At 62.2% G+C, this 24,010-nt stretch carries 30 protein-coding genes; 11 read left to right on the top strand and 19 right to left on the bottom strand.

The features are described from left to right. Positions 1-26: 26 nt before the first annotated feature. The 7 genes from AC56QX_RS22490 to AC56QX_RS22460 all read right to left on the bottom strand — a co-directional run bounded on the left by AC56QX_RS22490 (position 27) and on the right by AC56QX_RS22460 (position 6,603). Positions 27-1,442, bottom strand: a complete 1,416-nt coding sequence (locus AC56QX_RS22490; RefSeq protein WP_497110698.1) for a pyridoxal phosphate-dependent decarboxylase family protein — start codon at positions 1,440-1,442, stop codon at positions 27-29. A 113-nt stretch (positions 1,443-1,555) separates the two neighbouring features. Then, positions 1,556-2,287 carry a proteasome-type protease gene (locus tag AC56QX_RS22485; protein WP_497110697.1) on the bottom strand — a complete coding sequence of 244 codons (732 nt, stop codon included), beginning with the start codon at positions 2,285-2,287 and terminating at the stop codon, positions 1,556-1,558. Positions 2,288-2,318: 31 nt separating this feature from the next. Continuing rightward, positions 2,319-3,113: a transglutaminase family protein gene (locus AC56QX_RS22480; protein ID WP_497110696.1), complete on the bottom strand. Its 795-nt coding sequence runs from the start codon at positions 3,111-3,113 to the stop codon at positions 2,319-2,321. Position 3,114: 1 nt separating this feature from the next. Next, positions 3,115-4,056 (bottom strand): alpha-E domain-containing protein, encoded by a 942-nt coding sequence (locus AC56QX_RS22475; protein WP_497110694.1) that lies wholly within the window; start codon positions 4,054-4,056, stop codon positions 3,115-3,117. A 21-nt stretch (positions 4,057-4,077) separates the two neighbouring features. After that, positions 4,078-5,490, bottom strand: coding sequence for a circularly permuted type 2 ATP-grasp protein (locus AC56QX_RS22470; RefSeq protein WP_497110693.1), 1,413 nt, complete (start codon positions 5,488-5,490; stop codon positions 4,078-4,080). 171 nt (positions 5,491-5,661) lie between these two features. Further along, entirely contained in the window at positions 5,662-5,898 is a 237-nt protein-coding gene (locus tag AC56QX_RS22465) for an Lrp/AsnC family transcriptional regulator (protein WP_010909609.1), read from the bottom strand. Positions 5,899-5,979: 81 nt separating this feature from the next. Then, on the bottom strand, positions 5,980-6,603 hold the full coding sequence (locus tag AC56QX_RS22460) for a DsbA family protein (RefSeq protein ID WP_497110691.1): 624 nt from the start codon (positions 6,601-6,603) through the stop codon (positions 5,980-5,982). A 191-nt stretch (positions 6,604-6,794) separates the two neighbouring features. Between AC56QX_RS22460 and AC56QX_RS22455 the strand changes: the two genes are divergently transcribed. Beyond that, positions 6,795-7,208, top strand: coding sequence for a DUF4864 domain-containing protein (locus tag AC56QX_RS22455; protein ID WP_497110689.1), 414 nt, complete (start codon positions 6,795-6,797; stop codon positions 7,206-7,208). A gap of 4 nt (positions 7,209-7,212) precedes the next feature. Here the strand turns inward: AC56QX_RS22455 and tgt are convergent, their stop codons facing one another. The 7 genes from tgt to coaD are packed head-to-tail and all read right to left on the bottom strand — an operon-like array spanning position 7,213 to position 11,804. After that, on the bottom strand, positions 7,213-8,343 hold the full coding sequence (gene tgt, locus AC56QX_RS22450) for a tRNA guanosine(34) transglycosylase Tgt (RefSeq protein WP_497110688.1): 1,131 nt from the start codon (positions 8,341-8,343) through the stop codon (positions 7,213-7,215). After that, complete coding sequence (locus AC56QX_RS22445) at positions 8,336-8,605, bottom strand: hypothetical protein (RefSeq protein WP_497110687.1); 270 nt, start codon at positions 8,603-8,605, stop codon at positions 8,336-8,338. Before AC56QX_RS22445 ends, tgt begins: the two co-directional genes overlap by 8 nt. Beyond that, the gene (gene queA, locus AC56QX_RS22440; RefSeq protein ID WP_497110686.1) at positions 8,595-9,683 is read right to left on the bottom strand and encodes a tRNA preQ1(34) S-adenosylmethionine ribosyltransferase-isomerase QueA; all 1,089 of its coding nucleotides are present in this window, start codon (positions 9,681-9,683) and stop codon (positions 8,595-8,597) included. Before queA ends, AC56QX_RS22445 begins: the two co-directional genes overlap by 11 nt. Beyond that, positions 9,683-10,132, bottom strand: a complete 450-nt coding sequence (locus AC56QX_RS22435) for a DMT family transporter (protein WP_497110685.1) — start codon at positions 10,130-10,132, stop codon at positions 9,683-9,685. Before AC56QX_RS22435 ends, queA begins: the two co-directional genes overlap by 1 nt. A 12-nt stretch (positions 10,133-10,144) precedes the next feature. After that, positions 10,145-10,657, bottom strand: coding sequence for a peptidylprolyl isomerase (locus tag AC56QX_RS22430; protein ID WP_023696509.1), 513 nt, complete (start codon positions 10,655-10,657; stop codon positions 10,145-10,147). 41 nt (positions 10,658-10,698) lie between these two features. Further along, entirely contained in the window at positions 10,699-11,286 is a 588-nt protein-coding gene (locus tag AC56QX_RS22425) for a peptidylprolyl isomerase (protein ID WP_497110684.1), read from the bottom strand. 17 nt (positions 11,287-11,303) lie between these two features. Further along, entirely contained in the window at positions 11,304-11,804 is a 501-nt protein-coding gene (gene coaD, locus AC56QX_RS22420) for a pantetheine-phosphate adenylyltransferase (RefSeq protein ID WP_497110683.1), read from the bottom strand. 194 nt (positions 11,805-11,998) lie between these two features. Between coaD and AC56QX_RS22415 the strand changes: the two genes are divergently transcribed. Next, on the top strand, positions 11,999-12,151 hold the full coding sequence (locus tag AC56QX_RS22415) for a hypothetical protein (protein WP_497110682.1): 153 nt from the start codon (positions 11,999-12,001) through the stop codon (positions 12,149-12,151). Positions 12,152-12,223: 72 nt separating this feature from the next. Here AC56QX_RS22415 and gyrA read toward each other — a convergent pair whose 3' ends face one another. Together gyrA and AC56QX_RS22405 are read right to left on the bottom strand one after the other, a co-directional pair. Further along, the gene (gene gyrA / locus AC56QX_RS22410; RefSeq protein WP_497110681.1) at positions 12,224-15,025 is read right to left on the bottom strand and encodes a DNA gyrase subunit A; all 2,802 of its coding nucleotides are present in this window, start codon (positions 15,023-15,025) and stop codon (positions 12,224-12,226) included. 24 nt (positions 15,026-15,049) lie between these two features. Beyond that, positions 15,050-15,238 (bottom strand): hypothetical protein, encoded by a 189-nt coding sequence (locus AC56QX_RS22405; RefSeq protein ID WP_497110680.1) that lies wholly within the window; start codon positions 15,236-15,238, stop codon positions 15,050-15,052. Between AC56QX_RS22405 and AC56QX_RS22400 the strand changes: the two genes are divergently transcribed. Together AC56QX_RS22400 and AC56QX_RS22395 are read left to right on the top strand one after the other, a co-directional pair. Further along, positions 15,237-16,937: a SulP family inorganic anion transporter gene (locus AC56QX_RS22400; RefSeq protein WP_497110678.1), complete on the top strand. Its 1,701-nt coding sequence runs from the start codon at positions 15,237-15,239 to the stop codon at positions 16,935-16,937. The genes AC56QX_RS22405 and AC56QX_RS22400 overlap by 2 nt on opposite strands. Further along, a complete protein-coding gene (locus AC56QX_RS22395; RefSeq protein ID WP_497110677.1) occupies positions 16,934-17,554 on the top strand; it encodes a ParB-like protein in 621 nt (206 codons plus the stop codon). The genes AC56QX_RS22400 and AC56QX_RS22395 overlap by 4 nt, the downstream gene beginning before the upstream one ends. Here the strand turns inward: AC56QX_RS22395 and AC56QX_RS22390 are convergent. Further along, positions 17,518-18,411, bottom strand: a complete 894-nt coding sequence (locus AC56QX_RS22390; protein ID WP_497110675.1) for a helix-turn-helix transcriptional regulator — start codon at positions 18,409-18,411, stop codon at positions 17,518-17,520. The two genes, AC56QX_RS22395 and AC56QX_RS22390, sit on opposite strands and share 37 nt — an antisense overlap. 85 nt (positions 18,412-18,496) lie before the next feature. Between AC56QX_RS22390 and AC56QX_RS22385 the strand changes: the two genes are divergently transcribed. The 3 genes from AC56QX_RS22385 (at position 18,497) to AC56QX_RS22375 (ending at position 20,170) form a co-directional block, all read left to right on the top strand. Beyond that, complete coding sequence (locus AC56QX_RS22385; protein ID WP_497110673.1) at positions 18,497-19,027, top strand: hypothetical protein; 531 nt, start codon at positions 18,497-18,499, stop codon at positions 19,025-19,027. A 32-nt stretch (positions 19,028-19,059) separates the two neighbouring features. After that, positions 19,060-19,437: a VOC family protein gene (locus AC56QX_RS22380; protein WP_497110671.1), complete on the top strand. Its 378-nt coding sequence runs from the start codon at positions 19,060-19,062 to the stop codon at positions 19,435-19,437. Between the two features lie 103 nt (positions 19,438-19,540). Next, positions 19,541-20,170 (top strand): MarC family protein, encoded by a 630-nt coding sequence (locus tag AC56QX_RS22375; protein WP_023670949.1) that lies wholly within the window; start codon positions 19,541-19,543, stop codon positions 20,168-20,170. Positions 20,171-20,188: 18 nt separating this feature from the next. Here AC56QX_RS22375 and AC56QX_RS22370 read toward each other — a convergent pair whose 3' ends face one another. Continuing rightward, entirely contained in the window at positions 20,189-20,614 is a 426-nt protein-coding gene (locus AC56QX_RS22370) for an OsmC family protein (protein WP_497110669.1), read from the bottom strand. A 133-nt stretch (positions 20,615-20,747) separates the two neighbouring features. After that, the gene (locus AC56QX_RS22365; RefSeq protein WP_497110668.1) at positions 20,748-21,272 is read right to left on the bottom strand and encodes a single-stranded DNA-binding protein; all 525 of its coding nucleotides are present in this window, start codon (positions 21,270-21,272) and stop codon (positions 20,748-20,750) included. A 227-nt stretch (positions 21,273-21,499) separates the two neighbouring features. Here AC56QX_RS22365 and AC56QX_RS22360 point away from each other — a divergent pair, with 227 nt between their 5' ends. Genes AC56QX_RS22360 through AC56QX_RS22345 form a run of 4 tightly spaced genes read left to right on the top strand, consistent with a single transcriptional unit; the run spans position 21,500 to position 23,322 of the window. Beyond that, positions 21,500-21,814 (top strand): ArsR/SmtB family transcription factor, encoded by a 315-nt coding sequence (locus AC56QX_RS22360; protein ID WP_497110667.1) that lies wholly within the window; start codon positions 21,500-21,502, stop codon positions 21,812-21,814. Between the two features lie 14 nt (positions 21,815-21,828). Beyond that, complete coding sequence (locus tag AC56QX_RS22355; protein ID WP_497110665.1) at positions 21,829-22,305, top strand: SRPBCC family protein; 477 nt, start codon at positions 21,829-21,831, stop codon at positions 22,303-22,305. A 22-nt stretch (positions 22,306-22,327) separates the two neighbouring features. Further along, complete coding sequence (locus AC56QX_RS22350) at positions 22,328-22,933, top strand: ATP-dependent Clp protease proteolytic subunit (protein WP_497110664.1); 606 nt, start codon at positions 22,328-22,330, stop codon at positions 22,931-22,933. After that, a complete protein-coding gene (locus AC56QX_RS22345; RefSeq protein ID WP_497110662.1) occupies positions 22,930-23,322 on the top strand; it encodes a hypothetical protein in 393 nt (130 codons plus the stop codon). Before AC56QX_RS22350 ends, AC56QX_RS22345 begins: the two co-directional genes overlap by 4 nt. Positions 23,323-24,010: the final 688 nt, after the last annotated feature.

The raw sequence follows: 24,010 nt of genomic DNA, 5'->3' as shown, positions 1-24,010 counted from the left end.
TGCTGGCTACCTCGGGACAATCCCTGTCAGCTCCTCAGGGATCTTGCACAGTCGCAGATGACAGTGAAGGCGGTATCGACATCGGCGGCGGTCGTTTCAAACTGGCCGACCTGGAAGCGGATCGCCACCTGCCCGTCGACCCTCGTCTGCGTCAGGTAGATGCGGCCATCGTCGTTGATCGCATTGACCAGCCGCAGATTGTGCTCGTCGGCATCGGCGTTTGAGGCCGCCTTGTGCCGGAACGAAAACAGCGACAGCATCGGTTCGCTGACGATCTCGAAATCGGGCTCCTTCGCCAGGCGCACTGCAAGCCCTTCGCTCCACGCCACATGGTTGCGGATCATCGCCCGCAGGTTTTCCAGCCCGTGGGCGCGCAGCAGGAACCACAGTTTCAGGGCGCGGAAGCGCCGGCCGAGCGGCACCGACCATTCGGAATAGTTGATGATTCCGTCATGACCATGCGTCTTCAGATAGTCCGGCTTGATCGCCAACGTCCGGACATGGCTTTCGGGGTCGCGCAGGAACTGGATCGAGCAATCGAACTGCGCGCCGAGCCATTTGTGCGGATTGAAGACGATCGAATCGGCGCCTTCGACGCCGGTCCAGAAATGCCGGTACTCCGGGCAGATCATCGCCGACCCAGCCCAGGCCGCATCGACATGGAGGTAGAGGCCGTACCGCCTGGCGACCTCGGCGACCGCCGCAATGTCGTCCGTGCCGCCCGTGCTGGTGCCACCAACGCAAGCGATGATGCCCGCCGGCAGCAGGCCGGCTTGCCGGTCGGCCAGTATGGCTGCTTCCAGAGCAGCGGTGTCCATGGCGCGAAAGCGACCGCTGACGGGAATGCGCACCAGATTGTCCTCGCCGATGCCCGAGACCCAGATGGCCCGGTCGATCGATGTGTGCACCTGATCCGAGGAATAGATGCGCAGCCGCCCCTGTCCGGTCAGTCCCTTTTTGTTGCCTTGCCAGTCCAGCGCCCGCTCGCGCATGGTCAGCACAGCATTGAGTGTCGCCGACGACGCCGAATCCTGGATGACGCCTGAGAACCCCTCGGGCAGGCCGAGCGCCTGACGCATCCAGTCGACGGTGCGCGTTTCGAGTTCCGTCGCCGCCGGCGACGTCTGCCAAAGCATGCATTGCGCGGCCATTGCGGAGACGAGGTTCTCGGCGACCACCGAGACCGGCGCCGCGTTGGCCGGGAAATAGGCGAAGAAACGCGGATGCTGCCAGTGCGTCATCCCCGGCACGATCTTCTCCTCGAAGTCGGCGAAGATCCTGTCCATCGGTTCGGCGTCTTCGGGCGGTGACGCTTCTATGCTCCTGAATATGTCGCCCGGCTCGATCAACGGCCGCACCGGCCGTTCGCGCAAAGTGTCGCGATAGTTGGCGCCCCAGTCGGCGGCACGCTGCGACCATTGCCGGAACTCATCATTGTTCATCCTGTCCTCCCGACATGACCTTTCGCCGCCAGTCGTTGCCGCCGGCTGTTCAAGATAAGACATTAATTAACATGTGAAATATTTGCAACTACAAGCGGGCGGCGAGCCGCGGACTACCCCGGAAAATCCGGCAGGCTGGCAAAAGCCGTCTTCAGCGCGTTCGACCAGCCGTCCGAGATCGTGCGGTAGTATTGGTCGTCCTGAGCGATCCGCTTCTTCAGGCCAACCTTGAAGGTGTCCTTCTCCAGGAACAGCAGGTCGAGCGGCAGGCCGACCGACAGGTTCGATTTCAGCGTCGAATCGAACGAGACCAGCAGCAGCTTCACCGTCTCGGCCAGACTCATGGTCCGTTCATAGGCGCGGATGATGATCGGCTTGCCGTATTTGGTCTCGCCGATCTGGAAGAACGGCGTGTCGTCGGTCGATTCGATGAAATTGCCTTCGGGATAGATCATGAACAGCCGCGGCGGACTGCCCTTGATCTGACCGCCCAGGATGAAGGAGGCATTGAAATAGGAATCGGCCTTCTCGCCGGCGGGTGACGCCTGTGCGATTACCTCTTTCACCGTATCGCCCACCAGCCGCACCGTCTGGTACATGGATGGCGTTTCAAGCAGCTTCTCGTGGCGGTCCGTCACCGTCTTGGTGCGCTCGTCGAGCAGGCTGACCACGGCTTGCGTCGTCGCCAGATTGCCGGCCGACATCAAGACGACGACGCGCTCGCCAGGCTGTTCCCAGACATGCATCTTCTTGAAGGTGGAGATCGAATCCATGCCGGCATTGGTGCGCGTGTCCGACATGAACACGAGCCCGCGATCGATCTTGAGCCCGACGCAATAGGTCATGGAATCTCTTCTGGCAGCAATCCTTGCCGGATTACTGCTCCACCGTGACGGTGACCGCAAGCTGTTCTTCCGCCTGTCCCAGTCGAATTCCCGACACCGGCGTGGCATCGCGATAGTCCCGGCCCGTTGCCACCTTCACATAGCGCTCGTCAGGCGAAATGCCGTTTGCCGCATCGAAGGCAACCCAGCCCAGTCCATAAACATGCGCTTCGACCCAGGCATGGCTTGCCGCCTGCTCTACGGTCGCATCCAGCATCAGATAGCCGCTGACGTAACGGGCTGGAAAGCCCATGCAGCGCGCCGCGGCGGCAAAGATGTGGGTGTGATCCTGGCAGACACCGGTTTTCAGCGCCAAGGCCTCCTCGGCCGGTGTCGCCGCATTGGTGGTGCCGGGCGTGTAGATGACACGCTCGCCGATCATAGCCATCAGCCTGTGAAGCCGTTCGATATCGGTTCCTTTGCCGACCGAGGCAGCGAGTTCCCGAATCCCATCGCCGATCATCGTTAACGGCGTTTCGTGGCTGTACAGCCAGAGCGGTGTAAAGCCCTGATGCGGTCCAGAGACGCCCGCGGTGTCGCGTGTCACAACCTCACCTGCTGCCTCGACCGTGATGAAGTCACGCTCGCCCTCGACGCTCAAAAGCCGTGTATCATTGCCGAAATGGTCGACAAAGCGGACCTCTTCGCGCGCGCCTTCGATCGTCAGCGCCCAGGACAAGACGGTTTGCGTCGATCCACTGACCGGAAGCAGCCGCAGCCGCTGCAGCAGATACTGCACCGGCGCATCGTATCGATATTCGGTCCTATGGGTGATCTTCAGCCGCATATCAATTGAACCGATAATCTTGCGCGATCTCGTCGCCGAGCTTGGTGTTGTCGCGAATGAAGTTGGCCAGGAATTCGTGCAGCCCGGCGTCGAATATGTCCTTGATCGACCCTGCCCTCAGCATCGCCTGCGTTTTTTCCGCCGTTGCGTGGCAGGCATGACGTTCGCCGTAATCGTCGCTGAGGAATTTCAGGTGTTCGGACAGGAAGCGGTAGCAGAAGGTCAGTGAACGCGGCATGCGGACATTGAGGATCAGGTAGTCTGCAATGTTGGTCGGCTTGTAGTCGGCGTCATAGACCCAGCGGTAGGAGCGATGCGCCGACACCGAGCGCAGGATCGATTCCCACTGATAGTTGTCGAGTGTCGAGCCGACCCAGGAGATCGACGGCAACAGCACGTAATATTTCACATCCAGGATGCGCGCCGTGTTGTCGGCGCGCTCGACATAGGTGCCGAGCTGCGAAAAGTCGAAGATCTCGTTGCGTAGCATGGTGCCGTAGAACGAGCCGCGGATAAGCGCCGTCTCGCGCTTGATCGCGTCAAGCACGCTTGGCAGGTCGCGCTCGTCGATCGGCCTCGCCAGCATCCGCTTCAGTGACATCCAGGCTTCGTTGATGCTTTCCCAGGTCTCGCGCGTCAGCGCGGTGCGCACCATGCGTGCATTGTTGCGGGCCGTCTCGATCGACGACATCGTGCTCGACGGGTTCGAGGTGTCACGCAGCAGGAAATCGGCGACATCGGCCGCCGTATAGTCCGAATACTTCTGCTGGAAGGCGACGTCCGAGCCGGCGCTGAGCAGCACCGAGTTCCACTCTTCCGACGCACTCTGGGTGCGGGTCAGCGCCATGCGCAGTCCCGCATCGACCAAACGCGCCATGTTTTCAGCCCGCTCAATGTAGCGGTTCATCCAGTACAGTCCGTTGGCGGTCCGGCCTAAAAGCATCCAAAAACCTTCACATGAAAATCAATCATCCAGCACCCATGTGTCCTTGGTGCCGCCACCTTGCGAGGAGTTGACCACCAGCGAGCCTTCCTTCAGCGCAACGCGCGTCAGTCCGCCAGGCACGATCTGGATACGGTCAGACACCAGCACATAGGGTCGGAGGTCGACGTGGCGCGGCGCCAGTCCCTTTTCCGTCAAGATCGGACAGGTCGACAGCGCCAGCGTTGGTTGCGCGATATAGTTCGACGGTTTCGCCGCGAGCTTCTTGGCGAATGCCTCGCATTCCTTCTTGGTCGCCGCCGGCCCGACCAGCATGCCGTAGCCGCCCGAGCCATGCACTTCCTTGATTACCAGCTCATGGATGTGCTCGAGCACATATTTCAAACTGTCCGGCTCCGAGCAACGCCAGGTCGGGATGTTGCCGAGGATCGCCTTGCGGCCGGTGTAGAATTCGATGATCTCCGGCATGTAGGAATAGATCGCCTTGTCGTCAGCAATGCCGGTGCCTGGTGCGTTGGCGATGGTGATGTTGCCTGCACGGTAGACATCCATGATGCCGGGTATGCCAAGGGCCGAATCCGGCCTGAAGGTCAGTGGGTCGAGGAAGGAATCATCCACGCGGCGGTAAAGCACGTCGATCTGCTTGTAGCCTTCGGTCGTGCGCATCGCGACATGACCGTCGACGACCCGCAGATCCTGCCCCTCGACCAGTTGCACGCCCATCTGGTCGGCAAGGAAGGCGTGCTCGAAATAGGCGGAATTGAAACTGCCGGGCGTCAGCACCGCGATCGTCGGCGCGCCCTTGGTGCTCTGCGGCCGCACCGCCGCCAGCGACTGGCGCAGCAGCTGCGGGTAGTTCTCGACCGGCCGCACCTTGATCTTCTGGAACAGCTCGGGGAACAGTTGCATCATCGTCTCGCGGTTCTCCAGCATGTAGGAGACACCGGACGGCGTGCGCGCATTGTCCTCCAGGACATAGAACTCGTCTTCGCTGATGCGCACGATATCGACGCCGATTATGTGGGTATAGACGCCGGCCGGCGGACGCACGCCGATCATTTCCGGCAAAAAGGCCTCGTTCTTGGCGATCAACTCCTTGGGAACGCGGCCGGCGCGCAGGATTTCCTGACGATGGTAGATATCGTCGAGAAAAGCGTTCAGCGCTTGAACGCGCTGCTCGATGCCTTGCGTCAGGCGCCGCCACTCATTGCCTGAAATGATGCGTGGAACGATGTCGAACGGGATCAGCCGTTCGGACGCCTCCTGCTCGCCATAGACGGCGAAGGTGATGCCGGTCTTGCGGAAGACGCGTTCGGCGTCCTGCATCTTCTCGGTAAGCCTGGCTGGATCCTGCTCCTTCAGCCAGCGATCATAAGCCGAATACGGTCTTCTCAATCCGGAGACTTCCGGAAGCATTTCATCAAACGCTGCCAATCGCATACTCCCCTGTGACGCCATTTCACTGGCGTCGCCGGAGAAAATCAAGCGCAATCGGTGATTTGGGAGATCCGGACGATCAGTATGTTGCGTCTGCCTAAAATTGAGGCAGCCGGAATATGACCTTGATCAGGCTTTGCCTTGTGCCCGGGCAAGTGGGTTCAGCGGCTAAAAGGCGCGGAAGGTGACGACCGTGAAGGTGTCCTTGATTCCGGGGAGAATCTGTACCTTCTCGTTGACGAAATGGCCGACATCTTCCTCGTCATCGACATAGAATTTGGCGAGCAGGTCGTAATTGCCGGCGGTGGAGTAGATTTCCGAGGCAATCTCGGCGTCGGCAAGCGCGCTGGCAACCTCATAGGATTTGCCGAGCTCGCATTTGATCTGCACGAAAAACGCCTTCATGGCTTCGTCCCGCTAAACGTCCAAGTCCAAGCGGCCCTTCTGGCAGACTGGAGGCGGCCTTTCAAGCGCTGGAATCCGCACTTAGCCGGCGCGGGCCCTGGCCACGGCCTCGCGCAGCTCCGCAACCGGCATGCCGCGCTTGAACAGCCTGCCGCCGATCACCAGCGCCGGCGTGCCCTGCAGCCTGAAGGCCGTTGCCTGGGCATCGTTGCGCGACAGCAGCGCATCGATCTCCGGCTGACGGGCAGCAAGACCGGCGCGCGCACCGGCGACATCGACACCGATCGCGCCGAGAATATCGTTGGTGCGATGCTCGGAAAGCCCACGTTCGTTGGCCATCAGCGCATCGACGGCGGCTCCATAGTGCTCACCGGCCGACAATGCCATCCGCGCCGCGTCGCGCGAGACGTCACCGAAGATCGGCCAGTCCTTCATCACCAGCCGGATGCCATGGTCCTCGGCCAAAAGCTTCTTCAATTCGACAAAGACGAGCTTGCACACTGGACACTGGTAATCGACGAATTCGGCAATGGTCACGTCGCCCTTGGGATTGCCAAGTGCCGGTATCGCCCGATCGAAGGCCACTTCCGTGACCGTCGGTGCGATCCTTGCCCAGGCCGGCAACGGTGCCAGAGCGGCAAGGCCGGCGGCACCTCCGAGCAAAAGGCGCCGGCTGACAGGCTGCGCGAACATCATTCGTCCCATGGGTTGCTCGCTCTCTCCCCCGGGTTCACGATGAGCGCCCCGCCTTAAAGGAAGCTTAAGCGTAGGCAGCCGCCTCGGCGAGACGAATATTCTCGGCCGCTGAAACCGTGGAGCGCCGTCATGCGTATGTTAGAATGTGTCCTGGAACAGTCTTTCCGGAGACATCTTTCGCGGGACAGTGGAGACAGGTCATGCGCCGCGCCTTTTTCGCATTCGCGTTCGTCATGCTGGCGTCCTCGGCGTTTGCCGGCGATGCCGAGGTAAAGGCTGGCCAGGCTGTGATCGATGGTCAGTTGAAGGCCCTCCTCGCCGATGACGGCGCCAAGGCCTACAGCTTCGCCGCCCCGAACGTGAAGCAGATCTTCCCGACCGTCGACGCCTTCATGAACATGGTGACCAATGGTTACCCACCGGTGCGCAAGCCACAGTCCTATTCTTTCGGCAAGGTCGAGCAGACAGGCCCGGGTTCGATTGTCCAGCAAGTGCTGATCGTCGGCCCCGACGGCAAGGACTATGAGGCCGTCTACACGCTGCAGCAGCAGCCCGACGGCACGTTCCAGATCACCGGCTGCAGCCTGCGGGCGTCGAACTCGCTCAGCACCTGAGGTTTTACAGCACCGGGATGTCGCCCCTCGCCCAGCCTTCGGTGATCTCAGCCCCATGCGCCTCGAAGGTTTGGGTCTCGATCGCAGCGCGAATATCCTGCATAAGCTTTTGATAATACGAAAGATTGTTCCAGGTCAGCAGCATTGCGCCGAGCGCCTCTTGCGAGCGCACGAGGTGATGCAGATAGGCACGCGAATAATCCCGCGCCGCCGGGCAGTCGCTTTCCTCGTCGAGCGGGCGCGGATCGTCGGCGTGGCGGGCGTTGCGCAGATTGACCTTGCCGCGCCTTGTGTAGGCAAGGCCGTGGCGGCCGGCCCGCGTCGGCATCACGCAATCGAACATGTCGATGCCCCGCGCCACCGATTTCAGGATATCGTCGGGCGTGCCGACGCCCATGAGATAGCGCGGCTTGTCAGCAGGCAGTTCCGGACAGGTGATCTCGAGCATTTCCAGCATCACCGCTTGCGGTTCGCCGACAGCCAGGCCGCCAACAGCATAGCCCTTCAGCTCCATCGCGCTCAGCGCCTGCGCCGACAGCACCCTGAGCGCTGCATTGTCGCCGCCCTGTACGATGCCGAACATCGCCTTGCCCGGCTGGTCGCCGAACGCCGTCTTGCAGCGCTCGGCCCAGCGCAGCGACAGTTCCATGGCGCGCTCGATCTCATTCAGCTCGGCCGGCAAAGCCGTGCATTCGTCGAGCTGCATCTGGATGTCGGAATCAAGCAGGCCCTGGATCTCGATCGAGCGCTCCGGCGACATTTCGTAGGCGGCGCCGTCGATATGCGAGCGGAAGGTGACGCCCTTCTCGGTCAATTTCCTCAGCTTCGACAACGACATCACCTGAAAACCGCCACTGTCGGTCAGGATCGGATGCGGCCAGCGGGCGAATTCATGCAAACCGCCAAGTCGCGCCACGCGCTCGGCACCTGGCCGCAGCATCAGATGGTAGGTGTTGCCCAGGATGATGTCGGCACCGACGCCGCGCACCTGATCCATATACATCGTCTTGACGGTGCCGCCGGTGCCGACCGGCATGAAAGCGGGCGTGCGGATTTCGCCGCGCGGCATGTCGATCACACCGCGCCGCGCCTTGCCGTCAGTCGCCAGAACCTTAAAGCTGAACGGCTTAGTCATTGAATTCCTTGTCGTGGATCGGCGCGTCAGGCGCCTGTCTGTCGAGCGATTGGCGGTATTGCACGCAGCCGCGCATGAATTTGGGCCAGGGCGGCACGGCGATCGATGGTTTTGTCTTCTCCGGCAGCAGGTCCCACAGATCGGGATGATGCCAGCACAGATCATGGCCTGATGTGTCGCGATGCGCGCGAATACCGGCGCGCAGTTTTTTCACCTCGGCAATCAGGCTGTCGCGATCAAGGGTCTGCAGATCATCGTCCATCGCTCATCTCCGCTCGAAACAGCAGGCTTGCGTCTCCATAGGAGTAAAACCTGTAGCTGCTATCGATGGCATGCGCATAGGCCGCACGCATCGTGTCGAGCCCGCTGAAGGCGGAGACCAGCATGAACAGGGTCGAGCGCGGCAGGTGGAAATTGGTCATCAGCATGTCGGCGGTGCGGAAGCGGTAGCCGGGCGTGATGAAGATGTCGGTCGGACCCGACCAGGCAGGCACTGTACCGTCCTCGCGCGCGGCACTCTCGAGCAGCCGCAATGACGTCGTGCCGACGGCGATGATGCGCCCGCCCCTAGCCTTGGCCGCGTTGAGCGCGTCGGCTGTTTCCCGGCTGACCGAGCCGATTTCGGCATGCATCTTGTGGTCGGCGGTGTCGTCGGCCTTGACCGGCAGGAACGTGCCGGCGCCGACATGCAAGGTGACGAAGTGGCGTTCGACACCCTTGGCGTCGAGAGCCGCAAAAAGCTCCGGCGTGAAATGCAGGCCGGCAGTGGGTGCGGCAACGGCGCCCTCCTCCCGTGCATAGATGGTCTGGTAGTCAGCCCGGTCGCGCTCATCGTCATCCCGCTTCGACGCGATATAGGGCGGCAGCGGAATGTGACCGACAGCGTGCAGCGCCTCGTCGAGGAACGGCCCCGACAGGTCGAATCCAAGCAGCGCTTCGCCGCCCTCGCCCTTCTCGATCACGGTGGCGTCAAGCTGGCCGAGGAAGCAGGAATTGCCGTCATGGCCAAAGTGGATGCGGTCGCCGGCGGCGATGCGCTTGCCTGGCCGCATGAAGGCCAACCAGCGGTCCGGCGCCACACGCATGTGCAACGTCGCTTCGACCTGCGCCTGTGCTTCGCCGCGCCGCCTTACGCCTTTCAGCTGCGCCGGAATGACCTTGGTGTCGTTGAAGACCAGCACGTCGCCGGCTTTGAGCAGGGATGGCAGGTCGCCAACCCGGCGGTCGTCGAGCGCCTCGCCTGGTTTGACCACCAGCATCTTGGCGCTGTCGCGCGGCTCCGCCGGGCGAAGCGCGATGCGCTCCTCTGGCAGGTCGAAGTCGAAGAGATCGACGCGCATCAGTAGAGCCGGACGAGCAGCGCTCCGGCCAAGAGCAGCACCGCACCGGCAACGCGGCCGAGCGAGATTTCACGCACCGCGACGCCAAGGAAGCCGATGCGGTCGATGAGCATGCCGGCCAGCAACTGACCGGCCACCAGGAACGCCATCAGCGCGGCGGCACCGATACGCGGGGTCAGGATTGTGGAGAGCGTGACATAGAAGCCGCCGAGCATGCCGCCGGCGACGAACAGCCAGGGCGCCGGCGCCTTCCAATCGAGCGAAATGCCTTGCAGCTTCACCACCACAACGGAGATGATGCCGAGCACGACAGCACCAGACAGGAACGAAAACGCCGCCGCCGCGACCGGGAGTCCCAGGCCGCGCGCGAGCTGCGAATTGATCGGCGCCTGAATAGCAATGAAGGCGCCGGACAGGATGCCGAGAAGCGACCAGACGACGCCCATCATTGTCGTATTACCTTACTTGACGTCGGCCGCGACCTTCAGCGACACGATCTTGTCGGGATCGACCACCGGCTCGCCGCGCTTGATCTTGTCGACATTGTCCATGCCTTCGATGACCTGGCCCCAGACCGTGTACTGGCGGTTGAGGAAGGCGGCATCGTCGAAGCAAATGAAGAACTGCGAATTGGCCGAGTTCGGGTTCTGCGAACGGGCCATCGAGCAGGTGCCGCGGCCGTGGTTGGCATTGGAGAATTCAGCCTTCAGGTCAGGCTTTTCCGAGCCGCCCATGCCCGCGCGGGAAGGAGCAAAGGTCGGCTTGCTCGAATTGCCGAACTTCACGTCGCCGGTCTGCGCCATGAAGCCTTCGATGACGCGGTGGAAGACGACGCCGTCATAGGCGCCTTCCCTGGCCAGTTCCTTGATGCGGGCGACGTGGCCGGGGGCCAAATCAGGGAAAAGTTCGATGACCACCTTGCCCTTGGTCGTTTCCAGGATGAGCGCGTTCTCGCGGTCCTTGATCTCAGCCATGTCAGATATCCTTTTCTCTAAAACAGAATTGTTTGACAACTTTACTTGTCTGCGGCGATGCGCACTTTGATCATCCGGTCGGGGTCGGAGACCGTACCGTTGTCCGCCTCGTCGCCCTTCTTGATCTTGTCGACCAACTCCATGCCGCTGACGACATTGCCGACGATGGTGTACTGGCCATCGAGCGGCGGCGCCGGCGCGAACATGATGAAGAACTGCGAATTGGCGGAGTTCGGATCCTGCGAGCGGGCCATGCCGACCACGCCGCGCTTGTAATGCTCGGTCTGCGAGAATTCAGCAGGCAGGTCGGGCAGGTCGGAACCGCCGGTGCCAACTGCCTGGGCGTTGAAACCCTTCTTCATGTTGCCGAACTTGACGTCGCCGGTCTGCGCCATGAAGCCGTCGATGACGCGGTGGAACGCGACATTGTCATAGGCATGGTCACGCACCAGTTTCTTGATCTGCGCGACATGCTTGGGCGCCAGATCGGGCCGCAGAGCGATGATGACGTCACCGTCCTTCAACGTGATGATCATGGTGTTTTCCGGGTCGGCCGCATAGGCAGAAACGGACGCGGTCAAAAGACCGGCGAGCACAACAAAGAACGAGGCGAGCCTTTTGAGCTGCATGAAGATTTTCTCCGGACTTATTTCGCGAATTTGGCGGTGAGCGCGCCGGCAACAGCGGCCGGCACGAAGGGGCGGATGTCGCCTCCCATCGAAGCTATCTGGCGCACAAGTGTGGCGGTAATGGTGCGTACCGAAGGGCTGGCGGGCAGAAAAACCGTCTGCAACTCAGGCGCCATGGTCTCGTTCATGCCGGCCATCTGCATTTCGTAATCGAGATCGGTGCCGTCACGCAGGCCGCGGATCATGATCGAGGCGCCCTGTTTCCTGGCGGCATCGATCACCAGCCCGTCGAAGGCCACGACCCTGATACGGGCGCCATCGCGGCCGAATTCGGCTTTCGTGGCAGCTTCGATGAGTTGCACCCGCTCCTCGAAGGAGAACAGCGGCTTTTTGCCGGGATGCATGCCGATCGCGGCATAAACAATGTCGGCAACTGCCAGCGACGCCTTCAGCACATCGAGATGGCCGTTGGTCAGCGGGTCGAAGGAGCCGGCATAAAGGGCGGTGCGTTCAGTCATGGCAGGTGCTTCTAGCGAGCCTCTCTCGCAAAGGCAAATCCGATCGGCGCGAAGGCCGTGAACCTTTTCCCGCACATGAACGACAGATGAACACGCTGATCACGAAGCCTTCACGCAGCGTTCACTAGGTTGCCCCTTAATAAGATGAAACCAAAATCCCATCTATCCGTTGTTAGGCGCAGGAGAACACGCACATGCTGATCTACATGCTCGCCACCGCAATGACCGTCGCCATGCTGATCGCCACCGTATTTGGGCTGCATCAGGAGGCGCAACGCGTCCGTGTCAGGGCAACCACCAAGCGCTTCGAAGGCTTCGGCCCCCGCAAGCCGTATCGTCACAACTAAGACTAAGTTCGTCTGTACTTGCTGCCACGCCGGCCATGGGCCGGCGTTGCTATGTCAAATCCCGTCCACGGCTTATTCCGCGTTTCCCGGACCAGCATCGGTTTCGGGAGCGGACCCAGCGCCACCCTCGACGATCTCTTCGCTTTCCTCGTCAGCTTGCGGCTCCGAGATCCGCTCGACCGACACCACCTTCTCACCTTCAGCCGTATTGAAGATGGTCACGCCCTTGGTGGCGCGGCTGGCGAAACGGATGCCGTTGACCGGCACGCGAATGACGGTGCCGCCGTCCGAAACCAGCATGATCTGGTCGTCATTGCCAACCGGGAAGGTCGCGACCAGTTGGCCGATCTCCGCCACTTTCGACACGTCGGTGGCACGAATGCCCTTGCCACCGCGACCAGTCAGGCGGAAATCGTAGGACGACGAGCGCTTGCCGTAGCCATACTCCGTTACGGTCAGCACATACTGCTCATGCGCCTTGAGCTCTTCGTAACGGATGTCGGAAAGCTCCGTCTCCTCGCCGATCTCCTCATTGGTGAGCGCGATCTCTTCCTCTTCGCCGGCCGTCTCGGCGGCAAGCCGCCGCTCCGCCGCCGCGCGCTTCAGGTAAGCGGCGCGTTCCGCCGGTGAAGCATCGACATGTTCGATCACCGACATGGAGATGATGCGGTCGGTCTCAGCCATGGTTATGCCGCGCACGCCGACGGAGTTGCGGCTCTGGAAGACGCGCACGTCGCCGACGGAGAAGCGAATGCACTGACCCGAATTCGCCGTCAGCAGCACGTCGTCATTGTCTGTGCAGGTCTCGACGCCGAGGATCTCGTCGCCTTCCTCCTCCAGCTTCATGGCGATCTTGCCATTGCGGTTGACCTGGACGAAGTCGGACAGCTTGTTGCGGCGCACGGTGCCGCGCGTGGTGGCGAACATCACGTCGAGTTCGCCCCAGCTCGTCTCGTCCTCGGGCAGTGGCATGATGGTGGTGATGCGCTCGCCCTGCTCCAGCGGCAGCATGTTGATCAGCGCCTTGCCGCGCGACTGCGGATTGCCGATCGGCAGCCGCCAGACCTTTTCCTTGTAGACGATGCCGCGCGAGGAGAAGAACAGCACCGGCGTGTGCGTGTTGGCCACGAACAGCCGGGTCACGAAATCCTCTTCCTTGGTCGACATGCCGGAGCGGCCCTTGCCGCCGCGGCGTTGCGCCCGGTAGAGCGACAGCGGCACGCGCTTGATGTAGCCGGAATGGCTCACCGTCACGACCATGTCCTCGCGCTGGATCAGGTCCTCGTCTTCCATGTCCGCGCCACCGTCGGTGAGTTCGGTGCGGCGGGGCGTGCCGAACTCGTCGCGCACGGCGGCGAGCTCGTCCTTGACGATCTGCTGGACGCGCGCGCGCGAAGACAGGATGTCGAGGTAGTCCTTGATCTCGTCGCCGATCGTGTTCAGCTCGTCGGCGATTTCGTCGCGACCGAGCGCGGTCAGGCGCTGCAGGCGAAGTTCGAGGATGGCGCGCGCCTGTTCCTCGGACAGATTGTAGGTGCCGTCCTCGTTGATGCGGTGGCGCGGGTCGTCGATCAGAAGGATCAGCGATTCGACATCGCCGGACGGCCAGCGCCGCTCCATCAACTGCTCGCGCGCCGTCTGCGGATCCGGCGCGGTGCGGATCAGCTTGATGACCTCGTCGATATTGGCGACGGCGATGGCGAGGCCCACCAGCACATGGGCGCGGTCGCGCGCCTTGCGCAGCAGGAATTTCGTCCGCCTTGTAATGACCTCTTCGCGGAAGGAGACGAACGCCTTCAGCATGTCGGTCAGGTTCATCACTTCCGGCTTGCCGCCGTTCAGCGCCACCATATTGGCGCCAAACGAGGTCTGCAGCGGCGTGAAGCGGTAAAGCTGGTTGAGGATGACGTCGGCGACGGCGTCGCGCTTCAGCTCGATGACGACGCGGTAGCCCTGGCGATCGCTTTCGTCACGGATGTCGGAAATGCCCTCGATGCGCTTGTCGCGCACCAGTTCGGCCATCTTTTCGATCATCGACGACTTGTTCACCTGGTAGGGAACCTCGGTGATGATGATCGATTCACGGTCATTGCCGCGCTGTTCGATGTTGACCTTGCCGCGCATGACGATGGAGCCACGGCCGGTCGAATAGGCGCTGTAGATGCCGGAGCGGCCAAGCACGATGCCGCCGGTCGGGAAATCGGGACCCGGAATGATCTCCATCAGCGCCGGCAGGTCGATCGCCGGATTGTCGATGATGGCAATGGCGCCGTTGCAGACTTCGCCCAGATTGTGCGGCGGGATGTTGGTGGCCATGCCGACGGCGATGCCGCCGGAGCCATTGACCAGCAGATTGGGAAAGCGTGCCGGCAGAACCTTCGGTTCGGTGTCCGAGGCGTCATAAGTGTCCTGGAAATCGACCGTGTCCTTATCGATATCCTCCAGAAGCTCATGCGCGACTTTGGTCAGCCGCGATTCGGTGTAGCGCATCGCCGCCGGCGGATCGCCGTCGATCGAGCCGAAATTGCCCTGCCCGTCGATCAGCGGCACGCGCAGCGACCAGTCCTGCGCCATGCGCACCAAGGCGTCATAAATGGAGGCATCGCCATGCGGATGGTATTTACCCATCACGTCGGCGACCGGGCGAGCCGACTTCACATATTTGCGGTTCCAGTGGTAGCCGCTCTCATGCGCCGCATAGAGAATGCGGCGATGCACCGGCTTCAGGCCGTCGCGCACATCGGGCAGCGCACGGCTGACGATCACGCTCATGGCGTAAGAGAGATAGGAGCTCTGCATCTCCTCGATGATGGAGATCGGCTCGATGCCGGAGGGGCCGCCGTCGGCGCCGCGCGGTGTCTTTTGGTCGGTCAAATTGGATCACAATCTAATCAGGAATCACTGACCGCTTATATAGGAAGCGAGGGCGAAACTCCAACATTCGCGGCACTTTTCCAGTGTCATTTTTGATGGTAATTTCAAAAGGATACCGCTGATTGCGACGATATGGCCATCACGCTTTTCGCCGCCACCAAGGCAAAAGCCGGCAATGGACCAAATTCCCCAAGCAAAAGCCGCGAGCGCCATGAATTGGAGCCGTTGGCTGCCATTGCAGGCGCTGAGCGGCTGGCAGCCCCGGGATCTCAATGGCGATCTGATCGCGGGCCTGACACTGGCGGCGATCGCCATTCCCGAGCAGATGGCAACCGCCCGGCTCGGCGGCTTTGCTCCCGAGGTCGGCTTCTTCGCTTTTGTTGCCGGTTCGGTGGCGTTTGCGCTGTTCGGCGCCAATCGTCACCTCTCGGCCGGCGCGGATTCGACCATCACGCCGCTTTTCGCCGGCAGCCTGGCGTTGCTCGCCGTATCCGGCTCGCCGCATTATCTGGCGCTGGCGGCCATGCTGGCGCTGATGGTCGGGCTGATCGTGACGCTCAGCGGTGTCTTTCGCCTCGGCTGGATCGCCGATCTCCTATCGGTGCCGGTGACTACAGGATTTTTGGCCGGCATTGCTGTCCACATCATCGTTTCGCAAATGCCCGGACTGCTCGGCCTGCCTTCCGAGAGCGGTGAAACCTTGCGGCGTATCGGTGAGATCGCCGGCAGTCTCCACCTGACCAATCCTTGGAGCCTCGGGCTCGGCCTTGGCGTGTTCGCGATCGTGTTCTGCTCGGAACGGATCAGCGCCCGCATTCCCGGCGCCTTGATCGGCATGGTGCTTGCCACGCTTGCGGTCGTCGTCTTCGGCCTCAGGGATCGCGGCGTCGAAGTGCTCGGCGCGTTGCCCAATGGCCTGCCGCAGCCGGGCCTGCCGCTCGTCAGCCTCGACGACGTGCAGGCGCTGGTTCCGCTGGCGTTGCTGATTTCGATCGTCGTCATGGTGCAGACGGCGGCGACCTCGCGCTCCTTCGTGCCGCAACAGGGCGACCCCGACGTCAATCGCGATTTCGTCGGCGTCGGCGCCGGCAGCATCGCGTCCGGCCTGTTCGGCGCCTTTGCCGTCAATGCCAGCCCGCCTCGCACCGCAATCGTCTCCCAGTCGGGCGGCCGCTCGCAGCTGTCAGGTCTCATTGCCGCGGCCATCGTGCTGGCGCTCGGTGCCTTTGGCGGCGGTCTGCTCGCCAATGTTCCGCAGGCCGCCCTTGCCGGCGTTCTGATGTTTGTTGCCCAGCATATCCTGCGCTGGAAAGTGTTCGCCGATGTCTACCGGCAGGCGCCGGTCGAATTCGTGCTGATCCTGATCACCATGGCGGCCATCGTCGTGTTGCCCATTCAGAGCGGCGTGGCGGTCGGCATCGGCCTGTCGCTGCTGCACGGGATATGGAGCGCGACCCGCACGCTGCCGATCGAGCTTGAACAGGTGCCCGGAACCTCGGTGTGGTGGCCACCTGGCAAACCAAGCGCCGGGGAGCAGCTCTCGGGCGTGCTGGTCGCGGCCTTCCAGGCGCCGCTGTCCTTCGTCAATGCCGACCGCTTCAAGCGCGGCCTTTGCGATCTCATCGACGCCCGCAACGAAACCGTGAAACTGGTTGTTCTGGAGGCCAGCAACATCGTCGAAATCGACTACACCGCCGCGCAGGCGCTGATCGACACCATCAAGCACTGCCGCAAGGCCGGCGCGGTCTTTGCCGTCGCGCGGCTGGAATCCGTGCGTGCTCAGGCGGCACTGGCGCGGTTCGGCATCGCTGACATGGTCGGCACGCAGCGCATATTCCACAGCGTCGACGCGGCGATCAAATCACTTGGTCCGAGGAAACAGCAGCAGCAAGAACAGGATGGAGTGCCATGATCGACCCCCGAGAACCCATTGTCACGCCGGTTCCCGTCGAGGACCTTCGGCCGACGCAGATAACGGTCGGCATGAGAGAAGTTGCGTTGAAGCGACAGATGATCCGGGCGCAGGATGCCAAGAAGACCGGGGCTTTTCTCGGCAAACACATGGTGCCGGTCGTATTGGGTCCCAAAAATCGCAACTACGTCACCGATCACCATCACCTCGCTCGCGCCCTGCTCGAGGAAGGCGTCAAGGACGTGCTTGTGACCGTGATCAGCGACCTGTCCTCACTCGACAAGGACGCGTTTCTGTTCGTGCTCGATAACAGAGGCTGGATGCACCCGTTCGATGAGAACGGCCGGCGCCGCGATTACTCGGCAATTCCGAAGACAATCGGCGAGCTGATCGATGATCCCTACCGGAGCATGGCGGGCGAACTGCGCCGGCAAGGTGGCTTTGCCAAGGACACGACGCCGTTCAGCGAATTCATCTGGGCAGATTTTCTGCGCCGGCGCATCGACCGCGATGCGGTGGCGAAGAACTTCGACAAGGCGATGAAAGAGGCGTTGACGCTCGCCAAGGGCAAGGACGCGGACTATCTGCCTGGCTGGTGCGGACCGACCTCCGATTGAACCTGCCTCGGCCGAGGCGCGCGCATGCCGGGACCACTTGATCGGCGAGCGCGATAGTCACCCGGCGTCTCGCCCATGACGCGTCGAAACCGGCGGTTGAAGGTCGACAGATCGTTGAAGCCGGCGTCGAAGGCGATCGTCGAGATCGCATCGTCCGACAAACGCAGCCGCACCGCTGCTCGGTGCAAGCGGGTCTTGAGCAGGAACTGGTAGGGCGTCATGCCGGCGACCTGCCGGAAAATGCGCAGGAAATGATAGGGACTGGTCGCCGTCTCATCCGCCAGTGCCGATAGCGAAACCGGCCCCTCAGCATCCAGTTCGATCCGCCGCACGGCTTCCGACACCCTTCTCTGATCGCGGCGGCTTGGCGCGTGCCTTACAGGGGTGGCGCCGCAAACCGTAGCCACGGCGGCGGCAGCAATGCGCAGGGAAAGTTCTTCGAAGGAACCCTTGTCGGCCATCTCGCGCGCGGCTTCCGCCTCGGCCAGCAACGGCGCCAGGGCTGGTAACGGCGGCAGGCGCGGCGCCTCGAAGGTGAGCGTCCTGGCGCCCGGCACGCCGGCGACGATCAGCTCCATGTAAGCCGGTCCGAAATGGAACGAGAGGCAGCGGTCGCCGCTGCCATGCTCGTGCCCGCATTCATAGCAGGTGCCGGAATTGCCAAGCAGGAGCGCGCCCGGCGCCAGCATCGCCGTGCCTTGCTGCGTGCGATAACGGAACGTGCCGCTTGTCACTGCGGCGACGCAGAAATCCTGATGGGATTCCTCGAACGGCCGGTCGCCGACGCCGGCTGTGCAGATCACATCCGCCACGTGCCAGCCGGGTCCGGATGCGAGAGTGCGGGTCGTCGCTGTCATGGCCGAAATATAGCAATTTTTCCCAAGCCCAGAACCCCGTCAGTGCCTACTCCTCCCGATCTCCTGACAGAAAGAGACCGCAGCCATGTTCGATCCCTTTGCCGAAGCCCTGCACAGTCCCGGACCAATCGGCGGGCTTGCCGAAAAACTGAACCTTTACGGCCGCTTCGTCGGCGCCTGGACGTTTGACGCCTCCCGCCATCTCGAGGATGGCACCGTGCTGACCGGGCGTGGCGAGGTGCATTTCGGCTGGGTGCTGGAAGGCCGCGCCATCCAGGACGTGTGGATCCTGCCCGGGCGGAACACCGGTTCCCAGCGTTCCCTCGGCAAATGGACCTTCTACGGCACGACGCTGCGGGTCTATGATCCCGGCGCGGACGCCTGGCACATTTTCTGGAGCGATCCACGCAACCAGTACTTTAGCCGCCAACTCGGCCGCGCCGAGGGCGACACGATCGTGCAGGTCGGTGCAGACGGCACCGGCTCCTCGGTGCGTTGGAGTTTTTCGCGGATCACCGAAAATTCCTTCCGCTGGCTCGGCGAGCGCTCGCACGACAATGGCGGGACATGGCGGCTCGAAGTCGAATTCCTGGCGCAGCGCGTGACGGCAGCCTGACGCAGCAACTCATTGTAACAATGGAGAAAATCATGTTCGATCATATATCGGTCGGCGTCCGCGACGCCAACGCCTCGAAGCGTTTCTATGACGCCGCGTTGCAGCCGCTCGGCTATACTTGTCTCAGCCAGTCACCAGGCTCACTGGGTTACGGCGCGCAGAGCGTCGCGCTGTGGGTCAACGAGGCAGCGCGGCCGGTGCCGGCGGACGAGAAATCCGGCCTGCATTTCTGCTTTGCCGCGCCGACACGAGACAGCGTCGACGCCTTCCATGCCGATGCCCTGCGCGAAGGCGGCAGCGACAATGGCGCGCCGGGCCTGCGCGCCGACTACGGCGAGACCTATTACGCCGCCTTCGTCGTTGACCCGGACGGCTATCGTCTCGAGGCTTATTGCAGCACTACCGGCTGACCCTGTCGAGAGCTGTAGTTTCGCAGTCCCGACAGTTCCCACCGACCGGGCTTTGCTCTACCAATATCGGGGCGCGGGCTCGGCCCGGCGGGAGGGGTCAGCGATGCCGAGTTTCGACAGCCTGTTCAATGCCTTCGTCACCATACTCGTGACCATCGATCCGCCCGGCCTGGCGCCGTTGTTCCTCGCCGTGACACGCGGCATGAACCGCGAAGAGCGCCAGCAGGTTTCGGTGCGCGCTTCGATCATCGGCTTCCTGGTGATGGCGCTGTTCGCGGTGGCCGGTGCCTCGATCCTGTCGGTGTTCGGCATCACGCTGCCGGCCTTCCGCGTCGCCGGCGGGTTTCTGCTGTTCTTCATCGCCTTCGAGATGGTCTTCGAGCGCCGGCAGGACCGCAAGGAGAAGATCGGCGACGTCGCCATCACCAAGGACATGATCCACAACATCGCCGCTTTCCCGCTGGCGATCCCGCTGATCGCCGGCCCCGGCGCGATTTCGGCGACGGTGCTGCTTTCCGGCTCGTTTCAGGGTTTTGCCGCGCAGGCCGCACTCGTCGGCATCATCTTCGTCTGCCTCGCCATCACCTATCTGGTGTTCGTGCTGTCGGAACGCATCGACCGCATCCTCGGCCAGACCGGCCGCTCGATCCTGACCCGCCTGCTCGGCGTCATCCTGGCCGCACTGGCGGTGCAGTTCGTGGCGGATGGCATCAAGGCATTGATGGCCGGGTGAACGGCAGTTCCTGCTGCCCTACTTCGTCGTCGTATCGATGACCTCGAAATCGTGTGTGATCGTGGCCGTCTTGGCCATCATGGCGGAAGCAGAGCAGTATTTTTCGATCGACAGGTCGATCGCCCGCTTCACCTTGTCGGACGAGAGCGCCCTACCCCTGACGATGAAATGCATGTGGATGCGCGTGAAGACCTTTGGCTCGGTCTCGGCCCGGTCGGCATCGAGTTCGACCACGCAGTCCTCGACCGCCTCGCGGCCTTTTTCCAGGATATGCACGACATCATAGGCCGAGCAACCGCCAGTGCCAATCAGCACCAGTTCCATCGGACTTGGCCCCGGTGTCTTGCCTTCAGGCCCCACTGCGGTTCCCAGCACGACCTTATGACCACTTCCGGACTCGCCAACGAAGGTGCGTTCCTCGACCCATTTTACCCGTGCTTTCACCGTAGCAGTCCTTCCCGTATTCCTTGATCGCTAATCAGCCTTCAATTCGACAATGCAAAACCCCGAAAGTCCATGCGGGACTCTCGGGGCGTGTATCGATCGCGCGACATCAGCCGCCTGGTATTGCTTTCGATCAAAACGGGATTTCGTCGTCCAGTTCGCGCGACGAACCGCCGCCACCGCCGCCGCCCCTGGGAGCGCCGCCGCCACGGTTGAAGCTTTCGGTCGGGCTGGACTGACCGAAATCGGAACCGCGGCTGCTGCCGCCGCCGGAATAGCTGCCGACCTGGCCGCCCTCACCCTGGCCGCGCGCGTCGAGCATCTGCAGCTCGCCGCGGAATTTCTGTAGCACGACTTCCGTCGTGTACTTGTCGGCACCGGTCTGGTCCTGCCATTTGCGCGTCTGCAGCTGGCCCTCGACATAGACCTTCATGCCCTTCTTCAGATACTGCTCGGCCACCTTGGCGATGCCCTCATTGAAGATGACGACATTGTGCCACTCGGTCTTTTCCTTGCGCTCGCCCGAATTCTTGTCGCGCCAGCTTTCCGACGTGGCGATGCGGATGTTGACGACCGGCTCGCCCGAGTTCAGGCGACGGATCTCAGGGTCCGCGCCGAGATTGCCGACCAGAATGACCTTGTTGACGCTACCCGCCATGATTTTTCTCCGCGCTCATCCGAAAACAAAATTTTGTCGCAGCACCTTACAGGCTACCGGCGTCAGCCGCTTGCCAAGGCTGGCTTTTCCCACAACGTTTTTGTTCCCTTTTCGTTCCTATATGCACTGCCGCTGATTGTCAAGGAATGGCAGCAATACCCGAGCGAGATATATGGGTTTCAAAACAGCGCTTGCCAAATCGATAAGTATCGACTTATGCTTTTGCCATGATCGAAGCCGAGATTTTCCGCGCCCTGGCCGACCCGACGCGTCGCGCCGTCTTCGAGCGTCTCGCCACAGCTGAGATGAGCGTGTCGGAACTGCGCAATGGCCTGACGGTATCGCAGCCGGCCGTGTCGCAGCATCTGGCGGTGTTGCGCGGCGCCGGCCTCGTGGTCGAGCGGCGGGCCGGCCGCAACGCCTATTACCGCGCCGATCCGCAAGGGCTTGCCCCCTTGCTCTCCTGGATCGAGCGCTACCGGACCTTCTGGCCGGAGCGCATTGAAAGGCTGAAGACGGTTTTGAAGGACATGGATCAATGAAAGATTTGGGATCAATGAACGCCATGACCCAGGGCGAAGCCACCCCTGACGCGCTCGAGTTCGAATACGACCTTGCCGAACCGCCGGAAAAAGTGTGGCGGGCGCTGACCGTACCGGAACTGCTCGCCGCCTGGATGATGCCGAACGACATCAAACCGCAGACCGGCAGCCGTTTTGCCTTCGCGGGACCGGAGGCTCCGATCGAGTGCGAAATCCTCGACGCCGAGCCGGAGCGCCTGCTGCGCTATTCCTGGCGGGAGCAGCCGGCCGGTGTGGCGCGGCAGGATCCGCTCGACAGTATCGTCACCTTCACACTCGCCCGCACCGTTTCCGGCGGCACGCATCTGCGCATCGTCCATGCCGGTTTTGCTGGGAAAGCGATGCCCGCAGTCGCCATGGCGGGCACCGGCTGCCGGCTTTCGCTGGGATTGCGTGGGGCCGGAAAGCCCACCGCCGCCAACACACCGCGCCTTCTGCTGCGCGCGGCATAAATACGGAAATCGGAGACGAAAAATGAGCGGTATTGCCAGTCTGGTGCCGATGGTGATCGAGCAATCGAGCCGCGGCGAACGCGCCTTCGACATATTTTCGCGGCTGCTGCGCGAGCGCATCGTCTTCATCAACGGCGAGATCAACGACGACGTCTCGGCGCTGGTCTGCGCGCAACTCTTGTCGCTGGAGTCGGACAATCCCGACAAGGAGATCTCGCTCTACATCAACTCGCCCGGCGGCGTGGTGACCAGCGGTTTCGCCATCTACGACACGATGCAGTATATCAGCTGCCCGGTATCGACCGTGTGCATGGGCTTTGCCGCCTCGATGGGATCGTTCCTGCTGATGGCCGGCACAGCGGGGCGCCGCATCGCGCTGCCGAACGCCACCATCCTGCTGCATCAGCCGCTTGGCGGCTTCCAGGGCCAGGCCTCCGATATCCAGCGCCATGCCGAGCGGATCGGCAAGACCAAACGCCATATGGCCGAACTCTACGCGCAGCATTGCGGCCGAACCTATGAAGAGGTCGAGCGCACGCTCGACCGCGATCATTTCATGACCGCCCGCGAGGCGCAGGCATGGGGCATTGTCGACCACGTCTTCGACACGCGCAAAAAGGCGGCATGAAGCCAGCGTCGGATCGGAATCCTGCCTGCTGTCGAAGATTTGACGATGCCGGTCTGGCCGCGCTGGCGGCACGTCACTATAATCCCGGGATCACCGACACTCATTCGCCCAGGACATCGCGTCGCATCATCGCCGCTGCGGTGCTCGCCATCGCCAGCCTTTTGAGCAACATGGCACTCGCCGACGACAGTTCGGTGCAGGCACAGAAAGGCGCCCTGCCCGGCGTGAGCGGCGATTATCGCATTGCCAAGCCCGCCCCCGTGCCGGAGCCCGACGACGCATTCCCCAGCAACGGCAACGGCACGTTCAAGATTGGCGATACCGATGTCAGGATTTCCGGCAGCATCGCGGTCGATATCGCCACGGGCGGATTCAAGCCACGGAAGTAAGCTGCCGCCGCCGCGGACAGCTCAGCCATTTTCCAAAAAACAGCCCCGCCGTGCCCTTGGGCAAACGGACGGGGCTTTTCTGGATCTTAAATCCATATTTTGCCGGGAGTGTACTGCCGGCGTTTGATTTCGGATGCTACGCGGCGTCAGCCGACGATCCGACTAGCAGTCTCTAATTGTTGAGGGATACGGCAAGTCACGGTTTGTCGGGTGGCGCAAACGCTAAACCCTGGCACTTATGCCTGCCGCGGCTCCAACGAGATGTGGAGCCCTTGGGGACTATCCGGTGGCGTCATGCTCCGCTCCTGTGTCCGTTGCGACATTGTCGTCGTGAAGCACAGATCGCTAGTGCCTGCGGCGTCTCGCAGGCCGCCTTGGGGCGGCGAGGCCATCGAAGGACGGCCGGCTTCACTTGACTTTTGGAGACTGCTCCTGTGAGCCGGCCACGTCAACCATCAATAGCCGGTTACCGAAAATTGTGATCGCCGGGAGGTTACGTCCAGGTCAGTTTTTGCACAGCTTTGTCAGGAGCGTGTTCGGCCTTTGTTCTTTCCGCTTGCCCCTTCGCGCGAAAGACGGTTAAACGACTTTCGTCGAGAATTGTGGCGTCTCTCGACGTGGCGGCAATAATACCTACATAGGGGATGGTCGGGAAAACCCGCCAATCCCACGAATTCCAGATCTGAGG

Source organism: Mesorhizobium sp. RCAM 06353, assembly GCF_059683585.1.
This window is presented reverse-complemented; position numbering and strand designations above follow the sequence as displayed.

What these genes read in the sequence shown, in the direction of transcription:
- AC56QX_RS22490 (WP_497110698.1), bottom strand. Translation starts at nt 1,442, where the DNA reads ATGAACAATGATGAGTTCCGGCAATGGTCGCAGCGTGCCGCCGACTGG.
- AC56QX_RS22485 (WP_497110697.1), bottom strand. Translation starts at nt 2,287, where the DNA reads ATGACCTATTGCGTCGGGCTCAAGATCGATCGCGGGCTCGTGTTCATG.
- AC56QX_RS22480 (WP_497110696.1), bottom strand. Translation starts at nt 3,113, where the DNA reads ATGCGGCTGAAGATCACCCATAGGACCGAATATCGATACGATGCGCCG.
- AC56QX_RS22475 (WP_497110694.1), bottom strand. Translation starts at nt 4,056, where the DNA reads ATGCTTTTAGGCCGGACCGCCAACGGACTGTACTGGATGAACCGCTAC.
- AC56QX_RS22465 (WP_010909609.1), bottom strand. Translation starts at nt 5,898, where the DNA reads ATGAAGGCGTTTTTCGTGCAGATCAAATGCGAGCTCGGCAAATCCTAT.
- AC56QX_RS22460 (WP_497110691.1), bottom strand. Translation starts at nt 6,603, where the DNA reads ATGGGACGAATGATGTTCGCGCAGCCTGTCAGCCGGCGCCTTTTGCTC.
- AC56QX_RS22455 (WP_497110689.1), top strand. Translation starts at nt 6,795, where the DNA reads ATGCGCCGCGCCTTTTTCGCATTCGCGTTCGTCATGCTGGCGTCCTCG.
- tgt (WP_497110688.1), bottom strand. Translation starts at nt 8,343, where the DNA reads ATGACTAAGCCGTTCAGCTTTAAGGTTCTGGCGACTGACGGCAAGGCG.
- AC56QX_RS22445 (WP_497110687.1), bottom strand. Translation starts at nt 8,605, where the DNA reads ATGGACGATGATCTGCAGACCCTTGATCGCGACAGCCTGATTGCCGAG.
- queA (WP_497110686.1), bottom strand. Translation starts at nt 9,683, where the DNA reads ATGCGCGTCGATCTCTTCGACTTCGACCTGCCAGAGGAGCGCATCGCG.
- AC56QX_RS22435 (WP_497110685.1), bottom strand. Translation starts at nt 10,132, where the DNA reads ATGATGGGCGTCGTCTGGTCGCTTCTCGGCATCCTGTCCGGCGCCTTC.
- AC56QX_RS22430 (WP_023696509.1), bottom strand. Translation starts at nt 10,657, where the DNA reads ATGGCTGAGATCAAGGACCGCGAGAACGCGCTCATCCTGGAAACGACC.
- AC56QX_RS22425 (WP_497110684.1), bottom strand. Translation starts at nt 11,286, where the DNA reads ATGCAGCTCAAAAGGCTCGCCTCGTTCTTTGTTGTGCTCGCCGGTCTT.
- coaD (WP_497110683.1), bottom strand. Translation starts at nt 11,804, where the DNA reads ATGACTGAACGCACCGCCCTTTATGCCGGCTCCTTCGACCCGCTGACC.
- AC56QX_RS22415 (WP_497110682.1), top strand. Translation starts at nt 11,999, where the DNA reads ATGCTGATCTACATGCTCGCCACCGCAATGACCGTCGCCATGCTGATC.
- AC56QX_RS22400 (WP_497110678.1), top strand. Translation starts at nt 15,237, where the DNA reads ATGAATTGGAGCCGTTGGCTGCCATTGCAGGCGCTGAGCGGCTGGCAG.
- AC56QX_RS22405 (WP_497110680.1), bottom strand. Translation starts at nt 15,238, where the DNA reads ATGGCGCTCGCGGCTTTTGCTTGGGGAATTTGGTCCATTGCCGGCTTT.
- AC56QX_RS22395 (WP_497110677.1), top strand. Translation starts at nt 16,934, where the DNA reads ATGATCGACCCCCGAGAACCCATTGTCACGCCGGTTCCCGTCGAGGAC.
- AC56QX_RS22390 (WP_497110675.1), bottom strand. Translation starts at nt 18,411, where the DNA reads ATGACAGCGACGACCCGCACTCTCGCATCCGGACCCGGCTGGCACGTG.
- AC56QX_RS22385 (WP_497110673.1), top strand. Translation starts at nt 18,497, where the DNA reads ATGTTCGATCCCTTTGCCGAAGCCCTGCACAGTCCCGGACCAATCGGC.
- AC56QX_RS22380 (WP_497110671.1), top strand. Translation starts at nt 19,060, where the DNA reads ATGTTCGATCATATATCGGTCGGCGTCCGCGACGCCAACGCCTCGAAG.
- AC56QX_RS22375 (WP_023670949.1), top strand. Translation starts at nt 19,541, where the DNA reads ATGCCGAGTTTCGACAGCCTGTTCAATGCCTTCGTCACCATACTCGTG.
- AC56QX_RS22365 (WP_497110668.1), bottom strand. Translation starts at nt 21,272, where the DNA reads ATGGCGGGTAGCGTCAACAAGGTCATTCTGGTCGGCAATCTCGGCGCG.
- AC56QX_RS22360 (WP_497110667.1), top strand. Translation starts at nt 21,500, where the DNA reads ATGATCGAAGCCGAGATTTTCCGCGCCCTGGCCGACCCGACGCGTCGC.
- AC56QX_RS22355 (WP_497110665.1), top strand. Translation starts at nt 21,829, where the DNA reads ATGAACGCCATGACCCAGGGCGAAGCCACCCCTGACGCGCTCGAGTTC.
- AC56QX_RS22350 (WP_497110664.1), top strand. Translation starts at nt 22,328, where the DNA reads ATGAGCGGTATTGCCAGTCTGGTGCCGATGGTGATCGAGCAATCGAGC.
- AC56QX_RS22345 (WP_497110662.1), top strand. Translation starts at nt 22,930, where the DNA reads ATGAAGCCAGCGTCGGATCGGAATCCTGCCTGCTGTCGAAGATTTGAC.